Source organism: Streptomyces flavofungini (genome assembly GCF_030388665.1).
Classification (GTDB): Bacteria; Actinomycetota; Actinomycetes; order Streptomycetales; family Streptomycetaceae; genus Streptomyces; species Streptomyces flavofungini_A.
In genome coordinates, this window is record NZ_CP128846.1 from 2486619 (window position 1) to 2503891 (window position 17273).

Here is a 17273-nt window from a genome sequence, read left to right on the forward strand (position 1 = left end):
CGCCCGTCCGGCGGCGCGAGTGCAAGCTCTTTTCGCAGGTCGGAGCCTTTGTCAGTGGCGGGGTGCACGATGGGGTCATGGTCAGGTCCGCACGCAGTCACGACGATGCCCTCGACGGCTTCTCCCCCGCGACCCGCGGCTGGTTCACGGGGGCCTTCTCCGCGCCCACGTCCGCGCAGGCCGGGGCGTGGCGGGCGATCGCGGAGGGCTCGGACGTGCTCGTGGTCGCCCCGACCGGCTCCGGCAAGACCCTGGCCGCCTTCCTCGCCGCCCTGGACCAGCTGGCCTCGACCCCACCGCCGGCCGACCCCAAGCAGCGCTGCCGTGTGCTGTACGTATCGCCGCTGAAGGCCCTCGCGGTCGACGTGGAGCGCAATCTGCGCAGCCCGCTCACGGGCATCCGCCAGGAGTCCGTGCGCCTCGGCCTGCCCGAGCCCGAGGTACGGGTGGGCATCCGCTCCGGGGACACCCCGGCCACCGAGCGCCGGGCCCTGGCCACGCGCCCGCCGGACATCCTGATCACGACCCCGGAGTCGCTGTTCCTGATGCTCACGTCGGCCACGCGGGACGCGCTCACGGGCATCGAGACGGTGATCCTCGACGAGGTGCACGCGGTCGCGGGCACCAAGCGCGGAGCCCATCTGGCGCTGTCCCTGGAGCGGCTCGACGCGCTCCTGAAGCGCCCCGCCCGCCGTATCGGCCTGTCGGCGACGGTCCGTCCCGTGGACGAGGTCGCCCGCTATCTGTCGCCGCAGCGCCGGGTGGAGATCGTCCAGCCGAAGGCGGGCAAGGAGTTCGACCTCTCCGTGGTCGTGCCGGTCGAGGACCTCGGCGAGCTGGGCGGCTCACCGGCGACCGACTCCGACGACAACGCCGAGCGCCCCTCGATCTGGCCCCATGTCGAGGAGCGCATCACCGACCTCGTGCAGGCGCACCGCTCGACGATCGTCTTCGCCAACTCCCGCCGCCTGGCGGAGCGCCTGTGCAACCGCCTGAACGAGATCGCCTACGAACGCGCGACGGGCGCGGCCCTCCCGGACGACCACAGCCCCGCGGAGGTGATGGCACAGTCCGGCGCCGCGCAGGGCGCGCCCCCCGTCCTCGCCCGCGCGCACCACGGCTCGGTCTCCAAGGAGCAGCGCGCCCAGGTCGAGGAGGACCTGAAGGCGGGCCGCCTGCCCGCGGTCGTCGCCACGTCGAGCCTGGAGCTCGGCATCGACATGGGGGCGGTGGACCTGGTGGTGCAGGTCGAGTCACCGCCCTCCGTGGCATCCGGCCTCCAGCGGGTGGGCCGCGCCGGGCACCAGGTGGGCGCGGTCTCCACGGGCGTCGTCTTCCCGAAGTACCGCGGCGACCTGGTCCAGGCCGCCGTCGTCACGGAGCGGATGCGCACGGGCGCCATCGAGTCGCTGCGGGTCCCCGCCAACCCCCTGGACGTGCTGGCCCAGCAGCTCGTCGCGATGGTGGCCCTGGACAGCTGGCAGGTGGACGACCTGCTTGCCCTGGTGCGCCGTGCCGCGCCGTTCGCCTCGCTCCCGGAGTCGGCGTTCACGTCCGTCCTGGACATGCTCGCGGGGCGCTATCCGTCCGACGCCTTCGCGGAGCTGCGCCCGCGTGTGGTGTGGGACCGCGTCACGGGCACGGTCACCGGCCGGCCGGGGGCACAGCGCCTCGCGGTCACCTCCGGGGGCACGATTCCCGACCGAGGCCTGTTCGGTGTCTTCCTCGCGGGCGCCGACCCGAAGAAGGGCGGCGGCCGCGTCGGCGAGCTCGACGAGGAGATGGTCTACGAATCGCGTGTGGGCGACGTCTTCACACTCGGTACGAGCTCCTGGCGCATCGAGGACATCACGCGCGACCGCGTCCTGGTCTCCCCCGCGCCCGGCGTCCCCGGAAGGCTGCCGTTCTGGAAGGGCGACCAGCTGGGCCGCCCGCTCGAACTGGGCCGTGCGCTCGGGGCGTTCCTGCGCGAGGTCGGTTCACTGCCGCAGGACGACGCGCGCGTCCGCCTCCTCGCCGCGGGCCTCGACACCTGGGCCGCTGAGAACGTCCTGACGTACCTCACCGAGCAGCGCGAGGCCTGCGGCCACATCCCGGACGACCGCACGATCGTGGTGGAGCGCTTCCGCGACGAGCTGGGCGACTGGCGCGTGGTGGTGCACTCCCCGTTCGGCGCCCAGGTGCACGCTCCCTGGGCTCTCGCCCTCGGCGCCCGCCTGACCGAGCGATACGGCATGGACGCCCAGGTCATGCACGCCGACGACGGCATCGTGCTGCGTCTGCCCGACGCCGACCTGATGGGCCTCGACCTGCTCGATCAGGACCCGGCGGACCTCGGCACGACCGTGGACTCGACGCTCGACCCGGAGAAGGCACCCGTGGGTGCGGCGGACGTGGCTTTCGACAAGGGCGAGGTCGGCCAGCTCGTCACCGACCAGGTGGGCGGCTCGGCCCTGTTCGCTTCCCGCTTCCGCGAGTGCGCCGCCCGCGCGCTGCTGCTGCCCCGCCGCAGCCCCGGCAAGCGCACACCGCTGTGGCAGCAGCGCCAGCGTGCCGCCCAGCTCCTGGAGGTCACCAGCGAGTTCGGTTCCTTCCCGATCGTCCTTGAGGCGGTCAGGGAATGCCTCCAGGACGTCTTCGACGTACCGGGCCTGACGGAGCTGATGGGCGACATCGAGTCCCGCCGAGTCCGCCTCGTCGAGGTCACCACCCCGGAGCCGTCCCCCTTCGCCCGCTCCCTCCTGTTCGGGTACGTGGCGCAGTTCCTGTACGAGGGCGACTCACCGCTCGCCGAGCGGCGCGCCGCCGCCCTGTCCCTGGACTCCCGGCTCCTGGCCGAGCTGCTCGGCCAGGCAGAGCTGCGCGAGCTCCTCGACGCGGACGTCCTCGCCGCCCTGGAGCAGGAACTCCAGTGGCTCACCGAAGACCGTCGCGTCAAGGACGCCGAAGGCGTGGCCGACCTGCTGCGCCTCCTCGGCCCGCTCACGGACGCCGAGCTGGCCGAACGCGGTGCGGAGCCCGAGTGGGCCGAGCAGTTGGCGGGCGCCCGCCGGGCCATCCGGGTCCGTGTCGGCGGCGCGGACCACTGGGCGGCGATCGAGGACGCGGGCCGTCTGCGGGACGCGCTCGGCACGGCGCTGCCGGTCGGCGTCCCGGAGGCCTTCACCGAGCCCGTCAAGGACCCCTTGGGCGACCTCCTCGCGCGCTACGCCCGCACGCACGGACCGTTCACGTCCGCCGCGGCCGCCGCCCGTTTCGGCCTGGGCGCGGCGGTCACGGACGGGGCCCTGCACCGCCTCGCCGCGAGCGGCCGTGTCGTACAGGGCGAGTTCCACCCCGCGGGGATCGGTCAGGAGTGGTGCGACGCCACCGTCCTGCGCCGGCTGCGCCGCCGCTCGCTGGCCGCCCTGCGGCACGAACTGGAACCGGTGCCGCCGGCCGCCCTCGCTCAATTCCTGCCCCAGTGGCAGCACTTGAGCGGGCACGGGCTTCGTGGTGTCGACGGTCTGGTGCGCGCCATCGAGCAGTTGCAGGGCGCGTCGGTCCCGGCGTCCGCCCTGGAGAAGCTCGTCCTGCCCTCCCGGGTCACCGGGTACGCCCCCGCGATGCTCGACGAGCTGACCGCGGCCGGGGAGGTGGTCTGGGCGGGTGCCGGAGCCCTCCCGGGCAAGGACGGCTGGATCAGCCTCTACTTGGCGGACGCGGCCCCCCTTCTGCTCCCGCCGCCGCACCCCCTGGAGCTGACCGCGCTCCACCAGTCCGTCCTGGACACCCTCTCCGGAGGCTACGGCTTGTTCTTCCGGCAGATCGCCGACCAGATCCGCGCGACCACCCACCCGGACGTCCCGGACCCCCAACTGGCCGACGCCGTCTGGGACCTCGCATGGTCCGGCCGTCTCACCAACGACACGCTCGCTCCGATGCGCTCCCTCCTGGGTTCGGGGCGCACTGCCGGTTCCACGGCCCACCGCGCGAAACGCAACGTCCCGCGCGGGCGGTACGGCTCACTGACGGCCGCCGCCCGCCCCGCCTCCCGCACGGGCCCGCCCACGGTCGCGGGCCGCTGGTCCCTGCTGCCCGCCCGCGAGCCCGACCCGACGCTGCGGGCCCACGCCCTGGCCCGGACACTGCTCGACCGGCACGGCGTGGTGACGCGCGGGGCGGTCGGGGCCGAGGGCGTCGAGGGCGGCTTCTCCGCGGTGTACCGCGTCCTGTCGGCCTTCGAGGACAACGGCCAGACCCGGCGGGGGTACGTGGTGGAGGGGCTCGGGGCCGCGCAGTTCGCGATGGACGGCGCCGTGGACCGGCTGCGGGCCGGGGCCAACGCCCGTGAGCGCGGGGACGGTTCCCGGCCGTCCGACGCCCAGGCCGTCGTCCTGGCCGCCGCCGACCCGGCCAACGCCTACGGTGCCGCCCTGCCCTGGCCCGAGCCCCCGGCCGAGGCCGGCCACAAGCCCGGCCGGAAGGCGGGGTCCCTGGTGGTCCTGGTGAACGGCGAGTTGACCCTGTACATGGAGCGCGGCGGCAAATCGCTGCTCGCATGGTCCACGCCGGACCACACCGACCCCCTGGAGGACCCGCACCTGCCCGCGGCCGCCTCGGCGCTGGCCTCGGCGGCGAAGGCAGGCGCGCTCGGCACGGTCACCGTAGAACGCATCAACGGCTCCCCCGCCCTGACGTCCCCCCTCTCCCCCCTCCTGGAACACACAGGCTTCCACGCCACCCCCCGCGGCCTCCGCCTCCGCCCCTGACCCCCACGGACAGCACCACTGACCTGTTCCCCTGCCCCGCGTCAGCGGCCCCTCGGCCCCCGCCACTCCCCTCCCCCCACCCCCCACATCGAAGACACCGTCGCCCTGGGCTGTGCCCCCTCCCCCAAACTCTCGACTCCGCTCGAGCAGGGGGAGCCTCATCACCCCTGGCAGCCGAGCTGCCCCAGCCGGGGGGGCGACTGGACTGCAAGGAACCGCACCGCCACCGGACCGGAGGCCGGACGCCAGCCCTCACCGGACGGATCGCCGCGATCCGAACCGGAGGGGCCGTGCCGGTATGGCGGCGCAGCTCGGCCCACCACGAGGGGCGTACAGGACCTGTGGGCGACAACGCACACGCGAGCACGGACATACCGGCACGGCCCCGCACCCACGCACCGGACCGAAGGCGAGGGGCCGCAACCCCCACAACCGAACCGAAGGCGAAGAAACAGCACCCCGCACACAGCCCCACCGCCCGAGGCGCCCCCGCCAGCAGAAAGTGGAACGCTACCCCCATGCCCGAAGGCGACACAGTCCACCAATCCGCCCACCGCCTCCACACAGCCCTGGCCGGCCACCCCCTCACCCGCTCCGACCTCCGCGTCCCCAAGCTGGCCACCACCGACCTCACCACCCGCACCGTCCTCGACGTAACGGCCCGCGGCAAGCACCTCCTCACCCGAGTGGAAGGCGGCCTCACCCTCCACTCACATCTGGGCATGGATGGCTCCTGGCGCGTGTACGCCCCGCGGGAACGCTGGCGCGGCGGCCCCACCCACCAGATCCGCGCCATCCTGGCCACCGCCGACCACACCGCCGTCGGCTACCGCCTGCCGGTCCTGGAACTGCTCCGCACGACCGACGAACACCGCGCCGTGGGCCACCTGGGCCCGGACCTCCTGGGCCCGGACTGGGACCCGGAGCAGGCGCTGCGGAACCTGCGGGCGGACCCCGAGCGCGCCCTCGGCGAGGCGCTGCTCGACCAACGGAACCTCGCGGGCATCGGCAACATCTACAAGAGCGAACTCTGCTTCCTGCTCAGGGCCACCCCCTGGCTCCCGGTCGGCGACCTTTCCGAGGAGCAGGCAGCCCGCCTCCCGGCCCTGGCGAAGAAGCTCCTGGAGGCGAACCGCGACCGCCCGGCCCGCACGACGACGGGCAGCACCCGCCCCGGCCAACGCCTGTACGTGTACGGTCGCGCCCCCCGCCCCTGCCTGCGCTGCGGCACACCCCTGCGCGCGGCGGAGCAGGGCGACCCGACCCGCAAACGCCCCACGTACTGGTGCCCGACCTGCCAACAGGGCCCACACCCCGCCTCCAACAAGCCCCTCTCCTCAACCCCACCCCCCGACAACCGCACGCCCAGCGTCCGCACCCCCAACAACCGCCCACCGACAAACCCCCCACACGCCCACTAGTTGACGCCCCGTCAGATTCCCCCGTACGGTCCCGCCATGCCCATATCGGCGTACGACCTCACCGACCGCACCGCGTTCGTCACAGGCGCCGCCAGCGGAATCGGCCGCGCCACCGCCGTCCTGCTCGCCGAGGCGGGCGCGGCAGTGCACTGTGCGGACCGGGACGCACAGGGCCTGAAGGAGACGGCGACCCGCATCAGGGCGGACGGGGGCGCGGCGTTCACGCACACCGTGGACGTAGCCGACAGGGCCCGGGTGGACAGAGCCGTGGCAGACGCGATCGAGGCGACGGGTGGACTGGACGTGATGGCGGCCATTGCCGGGATCATGCACAGCAGCCCGGTCCTGGAGACACGCGACGAGGACCTGGACCGGGTCCTGGGCGTGAATTTCAAGGGGGTCCTGTACGCGTGCCAGGCGGCGGCCCGGACGATGATCGCGGCGGGCACGGGCGGCAGCATCGTGACGATGGCGTCGAGCGCGGTCGACACCAGCCACCCCGGCCTGCTCTGCTACGCCTCGGCGAAGGCGGCCGTCGTACAGCTGACGAAGACGCTGGCGGCGGAGGTCGGCGAGCACGGGATCCGCGTCAACGCGGTCGCTCCGGGGTGGACGCGTACGCCGATGACGCACCGGCACGAGGAGGAGGCGCAGGCGGCGACGGAGGCGGCGCTGGCCCGCAGGTCGCCCCTGGGCAGGGTCGGCGAACCGGAGGACGTGGCGCACGCCGTACTGCACCTGGCCTCGGACGCGTCCTCGTTCACGACGGGCCAGATCCTGCGCCCGAACGGCGGGGTCGCAATGCCTTGGTGAGCCTCGATGCCTGGTGAGTCGCGATGCCTTGGTGAGCCTCGATGCCTGGTGAGTCGCGATGCCTTGGTGAGCCTCGATGCTCAGTGGTGTCGCGACGCCTTGGTGACACGCCCTGGCGACCTGCGCCGAGCGACCCCCGCGGCCCGCGCCTTGGCCACACAGTGCACCGGCAGCAGGCTCAACCCCCACCCGCCGGCCGCGACGGCCCCCTCCAGGACCCCCGCCTCGGGCGCGAGGGCGAGCCGGAAGACCGCCCACCACCACAACGCGGAAAGCCCCAGCATCGGAGCCCACCGCACGACGCGCCACGGCAAGGCTGTCACCTCCCGCCAGGAGCCGGGCCGACCGCACGGCCACACACGTAGCCCGCACGGACCGACGCCGGACGCGGGCTTTCCGAGTCTCCCCCGCCCCGCCCGCCCTCGCATCCGAAGCGCACACGGCCACCCGCGTCACTGCCCGGAACCGGCCCCCGCACCGCCATCACCCACGCCAGACCCACCACCGGAACCAGACCCGGCACCGCCATTGCCACGCACACCGGCCCCAGCCCCCGCGCCAGAACCAACCACCCCACCAGCGCCACCACCATCAGCACCACCAGCAGCCGCACCAGCGCCCCCTACCGCCCCACCCCCACAATCCTCCCGCTCCAACCGCGCAAGCCGCCGATACCCCCGTATGGCCCGCACCATCGGCACGACGGGCGCCGGTGTCAGCTGTATCAACGGCTGGAGGACCGGTGGGCGATCTCCCCGAGGCGGGCTCGGGTGGCCCACACCTGCTCGGGCGTCGGCTCCCGGGGCAGGGAGTCGACGGCGGAGCGAAAGCGCTCGGAGTTCGCGGCGATGGTGTCGCGTACGGCCTTGCGGCGCGCGTCCATCTCCACGACGCCCACGAGCACGATCACGGGTGCGACGGTGGTGGCGAAAGTGTCGAACCATCCGGATCCAACCGGACCAACCAGATCCAACCGGACCGACCAGACCCACCGGCCCCCCGGCCCACCGAGACACTCCGGCGCCGGCCCACCGAGACACTCCGGCGCCCGAAAGAAGGCGACCGGGGGCGCCCTCGTCCCCGGAGGCGCCCCCTCCGGACCTATCCGTTCTCGGCCTGGAACATCCAGTGATGCTTCTCCAGGTCAGCCGTGATCTGGATGAAGATGTCCTGGCTCACCGGATCCGCGTCGCCGGTGGCGTTCACTCGCTCCCGCATCCGCCCGATCACCGCTCCGAGCGCGTCCACGAGCGCCCCGACCGCGTCGGTGTCCTTGACCCAGCCGTCGGGGACCTGGCCGATACCGCTGCTCGACGCCACCGTCCCGGCCCGCCCGTCGGGCGAGACACCGAGCGTGGAGGCACGCTCGGCGACGGTGTCGGAGTGCAGCCGGGCGGTGTCCACGACCTCGTCGAGCTGCAGGTGCACGGAGCGGAAGCGCGGGCCGACCACGTTCCAGTGGATCTGCTTGGCCACCAGGGACAGGTCGACGAGGTCCACGAGGGCGCCCTGCAGCGCCTCCGAGACAGTCTTCAGGTCACTGTCGGGCAACGGGCTCTTCACGACGTACATCGATTCCTCCGCGTCTTGACTGTCGCCTCGGCTGTCTCTGTGCGGCGACTGCCTTTCGTGTCTCGGCTGTCCAAACCACGTCGTCCAAAACAACTTCAACCATCGCGCAAGTACTTCATTGCGGCCACTTCGGGCACCGCTCGCCGACGACAGGCAGCACACGACAGCCAGCGCGCCAGACAGCACACGACAGCCAACAAGCGAAGAGCAACGGGGACAGCACGCGACAAGGCAGACAGCAGAAGCCCCGGCCGGAGGACCCGGCCGGGGCTCTGTGCGCGTAAGGGGCCCGAACGTCAGGCGGCGACGACGTCGACCGCTTCCGCAGGCGCCTTGATGGTCACCCGTTCCGGTGGCACACCGGTCACCGAGACGGAATTGAGCATCGGACGCATCGGTGCGCGCACCGGTTCCGTAGCCGCTGCCGACTGGGCCAGCTCGGCGAGCGAGAGCTCGTCGCTCACTTCCCGCATGAGCTCGGACATCCGTACGTCAAGCGCGTCGCAGATCGCGGAAAGCAGCTCGGAGGAAGCCTCCTTCTGCCCCCGCTCCACCTCGGAGAGATAGCCGAGTGAGACTCGGGCGGACGAGGAGACTTCGCGCAGAGTACGGCCCTGGCGCTGGCGCTGCCGACGCAGCACGTCACCCAGCAGGCGACGGAGCAGAATCATCGGTGGCTCCCTCCTCGGACCGCGTAGCCGCATCCTTCACGCCCCACCGTACCGCCTCGCGCGGCGGCCGTGCGGGGAGCGATGTCGTGTTCACTCAGGGCTGCAAACATCAATTCCCCCCGTTCTGTTCCGTATCCTGTGCCCGCTCGTTCCCGGCTCGTTCTCCCGAGAGCTGCCGAAGGAGCAGTCCCAGCACACTGCGTACGCTCTCTCTACGGATTTCCGTACGGATTCCGTTCAACCTCAGGCCGGCCACATTCCCCTCAGAGCGAAGCGGGGAACCAGGGCCGACGACCGCGACGAACACCGTTCCGACCGCCTGTCCGTCCTGCGGATCGGGGCCGGCGACGCCTGTCGTGGCAAGCCCCCAGTCCGCGCCGAGCAGCTCGCGCACACCGGCGGCCATCTGCAGGGCGACGTCGCCGTCCACGGCTCCGCGGGCGGCGAGCAGCTCGCCGTCCACCCCGAGGACTTCCCGCTTCAGCTCCGTCGCGTACGCCGTGACGGAGCCGCGGAAGACCCGCGAGGCACCCGGCACCGACGTTACCTCGGCAGCCACGAGACCGCCGGTCAGGGATTCGGCGACAGCCAGCGTCTCACCGCGCCCGGCGAGCAGCCGCAGCACCTCGGCGGCGACCCCGGCCTCGGCCCCGGCTTCCGCACCGGCACCCGCACGGGCCTCGGCACCCGCCTCCGGCCCCCCTGACGTCACTTCGCGGCCCCCCGCTCCGGCTCCGGGTCGGCCGCCGCGCGCGCGGCGGCCGCGTTCGCCGCCATGCCCTGCCTGCGAAGCACCACGGCCTGCTTCACGTAGTCCAGGCCGGTGACCACGGTGAGGACGACGGCGACCGCCATCACCCAGAACCGCAGGGTCGCGAGCGGGCCGGTCAGCGCCAGGACGTACATCCCGACGGCCGTGCCCTGGGCGAGCGTCTTCATCTTGCCGCCGCGGCTGGCGGGGATGACGCCGTAGCGGATCACCCAGAAGCGCAGCAGTGTGATCCCGAGCTCACGTCCGAGGATCACGCCGGTCACCCACCAGGGCAGGTCGCCGAGCCAGGACAGACAGATGAGCGCCGCTCCCATGATCGCTTTGTCGGCGATGGGGTCGGCGATCTTCCCGAAGTCCGTGACCAGGTTGTACGTGCGGGCGAGGTGACCGTCGAAGAGGTCGGTGATCATGGCGATGGCAAAGGCGGCCCAGGCGAACGAGCGCCAGGCCGGGTCATAGCCGCCGTTGCCGAGGAGCAGCATCACAAAGCCGGGCACGAGCAGCAGCCGGACCATGGTCAGCAGGTTCGCGACGTTCCACAGGCTGGCCTGGTCGACCGCCGCGGCGCCCAGCTTCCCGCCGCGCACCGGCTTCGCGCCGTGCGCGCCGGAGCCGCCCGCCGCGGATGCCGGGACTTGGGTCATCTGCCCGTCCCTTCGCCGACGCCCCGGGACCGGCCCGCACCGGGGCCCTCGGGGCCTGCTCCGGCCCCTTCTCCCAGGAGCTCGCACTGCTCCGCCACCAGATCCACGCCTTCCGTGCCGACCACCTTTGCCACGACCATACGGCCGACGTGCAAGGGCTCCCCAGCCGTCGCGTCCGCGAATCGGATCTGGCCGTCCGTCTCGGGCGCCTGGTGCGCGGCCCGCCCGATGGCGCCGTCCTCGTCGTCGACGGACTCGATCAGCACCTCCAGTCGCTCGCCGAGGCGCTCCTCGGCGCGCTGCGAGGTCAGCTCCTCCGCGAGCCGCGAGACCCGGGCGAGCCGCTCGTCGACGGTGTCCTGGTCGAGCTTGTGCTCGTACGTCGCGGCTTCGGTGCCCTCCTCGTCGGAGTACCCGAAGACGCCGATCGCGTCGAGCCGGGCGCCCGTGAGGAACCGCTCCAGCTCGGCGACGTCGGCCTCGGTCTCGCCGGGGAAGCCGACGATGAAGTTGGAGCGCACGCCGGCCTGCGGCGCCTTCCCGCGGATGGTCTCCAGGAGCTCCAGGAAGCGGTCGGTGTCCCCGAAGCGGCGCATCGCGCGCAGCACGCCGGGCGCGGAGTGCTGGAAGGAGAGGTCGAAGTACGGCGCGACCTTCTCCGTGGACGTCAGGACGTCGATGAGGCCGGGACGCATCTCGGCGGGCTGCAGATAGCTGACCCGGACGCGCTCGATGCCGTCGACGGCCGCCAGCTCGGGCAGCAGCGTCTCCAGGAGCCGGATGTCGCCGAGATCCTTGCCGTACGAGGTGTTGTTCTCGGAGACCAGCATGACCTCCTTGACGCCCTGCTCGGCCAGCCAGCGGGTCTCGCCGAGCACGTCCGAGGGGCGGCGCGAGATGAAGGAGCCGCGGAAGGACGGGATGGCGCAGAACGAGCACCTGCGGTCGCAGCCGGAGGCGAGCTTCACCGAGGCGACCGGGTTGCTCCCCAGACGGCGGCGCAGGGGCGCACGCGGCCCGGAGGCGGGCGCGAGGCCCTCGGGCAGGTCCACGGGCGCGTGACCGGGCAGGGAGACCTCTGTGCCCGCTTCCTGGCGCTCGGCGGGGCTGATCGGGAGCAGCTTGCGGCGGTCGCGCGGGGTGTGCGAGGCGTGGATGCCGCCGTTGAGGATGGTCTGCAGGCGGTCGGAGATGTCGGCGTAGTCGTCGAAGCCGAGGACGCCGTCGGCTTCGGGCAGCGCCTCGGCCAGGTCCTTGCCGTAGCGCTCGGCCATGCAGCCGACGGCCACGACGGCCTGCGTCCTGCCGTGACCCTTGAGGTCATTGGCTTCGAGCAGGGCGTCTACGGAGTCCTTCTTGGCGGCTTCGACGAAGCCACAGGTGTTGACGACGGCGACGTCCGCGTTCTCGGCGTCCTCCACGAGGTCCCAGCCGTCCGCCTCCAAGCGGCCTGCGAGCTCCTCCGAGTCCACCTCGTTACGGGCGCAGCCAAGCGTGACAAGGGCGACGGTGCGGCGTTCGGGCATGGAATCAAGACTACTTCGTCCATGCGTCGGCGCCCGCCGCCAGGGTTCACTGGTGATCGCGACGGGCGCTCGGGGCGGGGCAGGTCAGCCGACTTCCGGGTCACCCTTCGTGTACGTCAGGCGCTCGACCTGGCCCGGTTCGAATTCGTTGTCGACCGGCTTGCCGTTCACGAACAGCTTGATCGCGCCGGCGTCACCGAGCACGAGGTCGATCTTCTGCTTGTCCTGGAAGGTCTTGGTCTGGCCCTGCTTGAGCAGGCCGTCGAACAGCTGCCGGCCGTTGTGGTCCTTCACGGAGATCCAGCTGCGGCCGTCGGCGGCGTCGACCTTGACGGTCACCTTGTCCCTGGGCACCCCGGCGACGGCGCTGTCCGAGGGGTCGGGCTTGGGGTCGGCGGGCTTGCTGGCGCTCGGCTTCGGGGCCTCGGGCTTGCTGGGCGTGGAGCCCTCGGCGATCTGCTGGCCCTCGTCGCCGTCCTCGCCGCCGCTGAAGGCGGTGTACCCGACGAAGGCGATCACCGCGACGATGGCGGCGACCATGGCCGCGGTCCAGTTCGGGCGGCGCGGCTCGGAGCGGATCCGCTCGGCCTCGAACAGCGGCGCGGCCGGGGTGGGCGCGGGCGGCCTGCCGCCGTGGCCCACGTCGTACTGCGCGACGAGCGGGGCGGGGTCGATGCCGACGGCGCGTGCCAGCGTCCGGATGTGCCCGCGGGCGTACACGTCGCCGCCGCAGCGGGAGAAGTCGTCCTGTTCGATCGCGTGCACGATCGGGATGCGCACCCGGGTGGTCGTGCTGATCTCGTCGACGGTCAGTCCCGCGTCCACGCGTGCCTGCCGAAGGACGTGACCGATCGAGGGACGCTCTTCCGCGGGGCGTTCGGCCGCGGGGCTGTCCTCTACGGGGCGGTCGTCTGAAGGGTGGTCGTCTTCAGGGGAGTTGCCGATGGACACGGGTGCGCCTTTCGAGCGTGTAGCCACCTGCCGGACATTCAGTCTAGGGGGGCCGAGAAAGGGTGGGGCAACCGGGCGGACGGACTTTGTACGCCATCAGAATGGCCGGACATCCTGATGGTGGGACATGGTGCTGTTCTTCCCCTCAACTTGACGTGAGCCGAAGAGAAACGGTTGCTTCCATTCTCGAACGGGTGAGCACGTCCCCGTACGGGTGAACGCGACTCCCTCGCGTCGAACCGGCTCCGTACGAGCGAACCGACTCGTTCAGGGAGCCTCCCCGCGGATCACGGCGAGCACTCCGTCAAGCTCATCGGGTTTCACAAGAACGTCACGTGCCTTTGAGCCTTCGCTCGGTCCGACGATGTTCCGCGACTCCATGAGGTCCATCAGACGGCCCGCCTTGGCGAAGCCGACGCGCAGCTTGCGCTGGAGCATCGACGTGGACCCGAACTGGGTGGAGACGACCAGCTCGGCCGCCTGGCACAGCAGGTCCAGGTCGTCGCCGATGTCCTCGTCGATCTCCTTCTTCTGCTTGGTGGACACGGTGACGTCGTCCCGGAAGACCGGCGCCATCTGGTCCTTGCAGTGCTGGACGACCGCGTGGATCTCGTCCTCGGTGACGAAGGCGCCCTGCATGCGGGTCGGCTTGTTCGCGCCCATGGGCAGGAACAGGCCGTCGCCCTTGCCGATCAGCTTCTCGGCACCGGGCTGGTCGAGGATGACGCGGCTGTCGGCGAGCGAGGAGGTGGCGAAGGCGAGCCGTGAGGGAACGTTTGCCTTGATCAGGCCGGTCACGACGTCCACGGAGGGCCGCTGCGTGGCGAGCACCAGATGGATGCCCGCGGCGCGCGCGAGCTGCGTGATGCGCACGATCGAGTCCTCGACGTCACGCGGCGCGACCATCATCAGGTCGGCCAGCTCGTCCACGATGACCAGCAGGTACGGGTACGGCTGCAGCTCCCGCTCGCTGCCCTCGGGGGCGTTGACCTTGCCCGCGCGCACGGCCTCGTTGAAGTCGTCGATGTGCCGGAATCCGTACGCGGCGAGGTCGTCGTAGCGCAGGTCCATCTCGCGGACGACCCACTGCAGCGCCTCGGCCGCCCGCTTGGGGTTGGTGATGATCGGCGTGATCAGGTGCGGGATGCCCTCGTACGCGGTGAGCTCGACGCGCTTGGGGTCGACGAGGACCATCCGGACGTCCTCGGGCGTCGCTCTTATCATGATCGAAGTGATCAGGCAGTTGATGCACGACGACTTGCCGGAACCGGTGGCTCCGGCTACCAGGATGTGCGGCATCTTGGCCATGTTGGCCATCACGTAGCCGCCCTCGACGTCCTTGCCGAGCGCCACCAGCATCGGGTGGTCGTCCTCGGCGGCGTCCGCGAGGCGCAGGACGTCACCGACGTTGACCATCTCGCGGTCGGTGTTGGGGATCTCGATGCCGACCGCGGACTTGCCGGGGATGGGCGAGATGATCCGCACGTCCGGGGAGGCCACGGCGTACGCGATGTTCTTGGCCAGGGCCGTGATCTTCTCGACCTTCACGGCGGGGCCGAGCTCGATCTCGTAGCGCGTGACCGTCGGGCCGCGCGTGAAGCCGGTGACGTCGGCGTCGACCTTGAACTCACTGAAGACGTTCGTGAGGGAGTCCACCACCGCGTCGTTCGCGGCGCTGCGGGCCTTGCCGGGGCCGCCGCGCTCCAGGAGGTCGAGCGAGGGCAGCGAGTAGGTGATGTCTCCGGAGAGCTGCAGTTGCTCCGCGCGCGCAGGCAGGTCACGGGGCTCGTCGGGGGTGGCCTTGGTCAGGTCGGGGACGCCGGTGCCCGCGGCGGGCTGGGGCGTCTTACGGCCCGGGACGGGGGCATCGGTGGCACGGGCCGGCGGCACGGGAGCGGAGCGCTCGTGCTCCTCGCGGTCCACGGCGACGCCCTGCGTGAGGTCGGCGACCAGGGCCGAGGGCGGCATGCCGTGCATGACGGCGCCGTCGAGCGCGGCGGCCGCGGCTGCGGCCACGTCCACGGCGTCCATGGGGCGGTCGAGGTCGGGGCGCACGGACGCGCGACGCGGCCTGCGCCGCTTCGACAGGGCCTCTTCCTCCGCCTCCTCGGCCGAGGGCCCCTGCGGGCCGCTCACGGGCTTCCTGCGGCGCCGCGCGGGCAGGGCCTCGCGCCACTGCTCTTCGTAGCGCTCGTCGTCGTCGGAGTACTCGGAATGGTCGGCGTACTCGCCGTGGTCCCCGTACGCGCTCTCCGCCGCGGGCGCCTCCACGACACCGAGCCGCACGCCGAGCTGCCGCAGTCGCTGCGGGATGGCGTTGACGGGAGTGGCGGTCACGACGAGCAGCCCGAAGACGGTCAGCAGGACCAGCATCGGTACGGCGAGGACCTCGCCCATGGCCTTGTTCAGGGGCGTGGACACACCCCAGCCGATGAGCCCACCGGCGTCCCTTATCGCCTGCATGCCGTCGTCGCGGGCGGGCGACCCGCACGCGATGTGCACCTGGCCGAGCACGCCGACGACGAGGGCGGACAGGCCGATCACGATGCGGCCGTTGGCGTCGATCTTCTCGGGGTGCCGGATGAACCGCACGGCGATGGCCGCGAGCAGGATCGGCACCAGCAGGTCGAGCCGCCCGAAGGCGCCGGTCACCAGTATCTCGACCAGATCGCCCACGGGCCCGCGCAGATTGGACCAGGTGCCCGCGGCGACGATCAGGGCTAGGCCGAGCAGAAGCAGCGCGATGCCGTCCTTGCGGTGTGCCGGGTCGAGGCCCTTGGCGCCGCGCCCCACACCGCGGAACATCGCGCCCACCGCGTGCGCGATGCCGAGCCAGACGGCGCGCACCACGCGGTAGAGGCCGTTGGTGGGGCTCGGGGCCGGCTTCGGGGCGGGCTTCTTGGCCGCGGCCTTCTTGGCGGGCGCCTTCTTCGCCGCGGGCTTCGCGGGCGCTTTCTTGGCGGCGGCCTTCTTCGCCGGAGCCTTGGTCGGCGCGGCCGCCTTCTTCGCGGGCGTCTTCTTGGCTGCGGGCTGACGTGAGGCCATGGGTGTGAGGTTACCGGGGGAGGCGACGGTGGACACGTGTGCCCACTGCTTCACCCGTCTGTGTCGCCCTTGCCGGGGCGGGGAACTGACGGGTGTTCACAGTCGGCGGGCGAGGCCTGCGCGCGTCAGTTCTACGACGGCACCGAAGCGGCACCGCTGCCCGTACCCGGCTCCAGTGCGTCAAGAGCCCTGCGCAAACCCGTGAGTTTGCGTTCGAGATGGGCTGCAGTGGCGACGGCGGCGGCGTCCGCCGAGTCGTCGTCGAGCTGCTTGGACAGCGCTTCGGCCTGCTCCTCGACGGCAGCGAGGCGCGCCGAGAGCTCGGCCAGCAGACCGGCGGGCTCCTTGGCCTCCGCGGCCGCGGCCTTGGCGCCGCCCTCCAGCTGGAGCCGCAGCAGCGCCGCCTGCTCGCGCAGTTGGCAGTTCTTCATGTACAGCTCGACGAACACCGAGACCTTGGCGCGCAGCACCCACGGGTCGAAGGGCTTGGAGATGTAGTCCACGGCACCGGCCGCGTACCCGCGGAAGGTGTGGTGCGGGCCGTGGTTGATCGCGGTGAGGAAGATGATCGGGATGTCCCGGGTCCGCTCGCGCCGCTTGATGTGCGCGGCGGTCTCGAAACCGTCCATTCCTGGCATCTGGACGTCCAGCAGAATGACCGCGAAGTCGTCCGTCAGCAGCGCTTTGAGCGCTTCCTCCCCGGACGATGCCCGCACCAGCGTCTGATCGAGCGCAGAGAGGATGGCCTCCAGCGCCAGCAGATTCTCCGGCCGGTCATCGACCAGGAGGATCTTGGCCTTCTGCACCATGGCCCGCCCTCCTCGCCCCGGCGGTACACCGGGCGCCGCCCCAGGGGACGGCTCCCTTGCGCCGTCCGTCCTTGTGCCGGTCATGGTAGCCGCACCCCGCCTGTCGCCACACCCTGTCACCGCGATGTCACTGTGCACGTAGCAGAAACGCAGCGGCGGACCAGAAGGTTCCCCGAATACCGTGGTTCTACACGACGTCGGCCACACTCTGTCAGCAACTCCGCGTAATGGTGCGGCTTCTTCGCACCGACCGCGCTCCGCGTGCCCGCCGCACCCCGGCCGGCTCCCGGCCGGGGTG

12 protein-coding genes are annotated in these 17273 nt (G+C 71.8%); 3 read left to right on the forward strand and 9 right to left on the reverse strand.

Going from position 1 to position 17273, the window contains the following annotated elements; all coding sequences use genetic code 11:
- The first annotated feature begins 77 nt into the window (after positions 1-77).
- The 3 genes from QUY26_RS09685 to QUY26_RS09695 all read left to right on the forward strand — a co-directional run bounded on the left by QUY26_RS09685 (position 78) and on the right by QUY26_RS09695 (position 6985).
- A complete protein-coding gene (locus QUY26_RS09685; RefSeq protein ID WP_289945054.1) occupies positions 78-4751 on the forward strand; it encodes an ATP-dependent helicase in 4674 nt (1557 codons plus the stop codon).
- 518 nt (positions 4752-5269) lie between these two features.
- The gene (locus tag QUY26_RS09690) at positions 5270-6172 is read left to right on the forward strand and encodes an Fpg/Nei family DNA glycosylase (protein ID WP_289945055.1); all 903 of its coding nucleotides are present in this window, start codon (positions 5270-5272) and stop codon (positions 6170-6172) included.
- Positions 6173-6208: 36 nt separating this feature from the next.
- Entirely contained in the window at positions 6209-6985 is a 777-nt protein-coding gene (locus QUY26_RS09695; protein ID WP_289945056.1) for an SDR family NAD(P)-dependent oxidoreductase, read from the forward strand.
- Between the two features lie 724 nt (positions 6986-7709).
- Here the strand turns inward: QUY26_RS09695 and QUY26_RS09705 are convergent.
- The 9 genes from QUY26_RS09705 to QUY26_RS09745 form a co-directional block, all read right to left on the reverse strand.
- Positions 7710-7895, reverse strand: a complete 186-nt coding sequence (locus QUY26_RS09705; protein ID WP_289945059.1) for a hypothetical protein — start codon at positions 7893-7895, stop codon at positions 7710-7712.
- Between the two features lie 191 nt (positions 7896-8086).
- Positions 8087-8557 carry a Dps family protein gene (locus QUY26_RS09710; protein WP_289945061.1) on the reverse strand — a complete coding sequence of 157 codons (471 nt, stop codon included), beginning with the start codon at positions 8555-8557 and terminating at the stop codon, positions 8087-8089.
- Positions 8558-8853: 296 nt separating this feature from the next.
- Positions 8854-9228 (reverse strand): helix-turn-helix domain-containing protein, encoded by a 375-nt coding sequence (locus QUY26_RS09715; protein WP_030362858.1) that lies wholly within the window; start codon positions 9226-9228, stop codon positions 8854-8856.
- Positions 9229-9337: 109 nt separating this feature from the next.
- The gene (locus QUY26_RS09720; protein WP_289955627.1) at positions 9338-9853 is read right to left on the reverse strand and encodes a CinA family protein; all 516 of its coding nucleotides are present in this window, start codon (positions 9851-9853) and stop codon (positions 9338-9340) included.
- 83 nt (positions 9854-9936) lie between these two features.
- Positions 9937-10644 (reverse strand): CDP-diacylglycerol--glycerol-3-phosphate 3-phosphatidyltransferase, encoded by a 708-nt coding sequence (gene pgsA, locus QUY26_RS09725; protein ID WP_289945064.1) that lies wholly within the window; start codon positions 10642-10644, stop codon positions 9937-9939.
- Positions 10641-12170 carry a 30S ribosomal protein S12 methylthiotransferase RimO gene (gene rimO / locus QUY26_RS09730; protein WP_289945066.1) on the reverse strand — a complete coding sequence of 510 codons (1530 nt, stop codon included), beginning with the start codon at positions 12168-12170 and terminating at the stop codon, positions 10641-10643. The genes pgsA and rimO overlap by 4 nt, the downstream gene beginning before the upstream one ends.
- Before the next feature lie 84 nt (positions 12171-12254).
- On the reverse strand, positions 12255-13121 hold the full coding sequence (locus QUY26_RS09735; RefSeq protein WP_289945068.1) for a helix-turn-helix domain-containing protein: 867 nt from the start codon (positions 13119-13121) through the stop codon (positions 12255-12257).
- 267 nt (positions 13122-13388) lie between these two features.
- On the reverse strand, positions 13389-16166 hold the full coding sequence (locus tag QUY26_RS09740; RefSeq protein ID WP_289945070.1) for an FtsK/SpoIIIE family DNA translocase: 2778 nt from the start codon (positions 16164-16166) through the stop codon (positions 13389-13391).
- A gap of 131 nt (positions 16167-16297) precedes the next feature.
- A complete protein-coding gene (locus QUY26_RS09745; protein ID WP_289945071.1) occupies positions 16298-16975 on the reverse strand; it encodes a response regulator in 678 nt (225 codons plus the stop codon).
- Between the last annotated feature and the right edge of the window lie 298 nt (positions 16976-17273).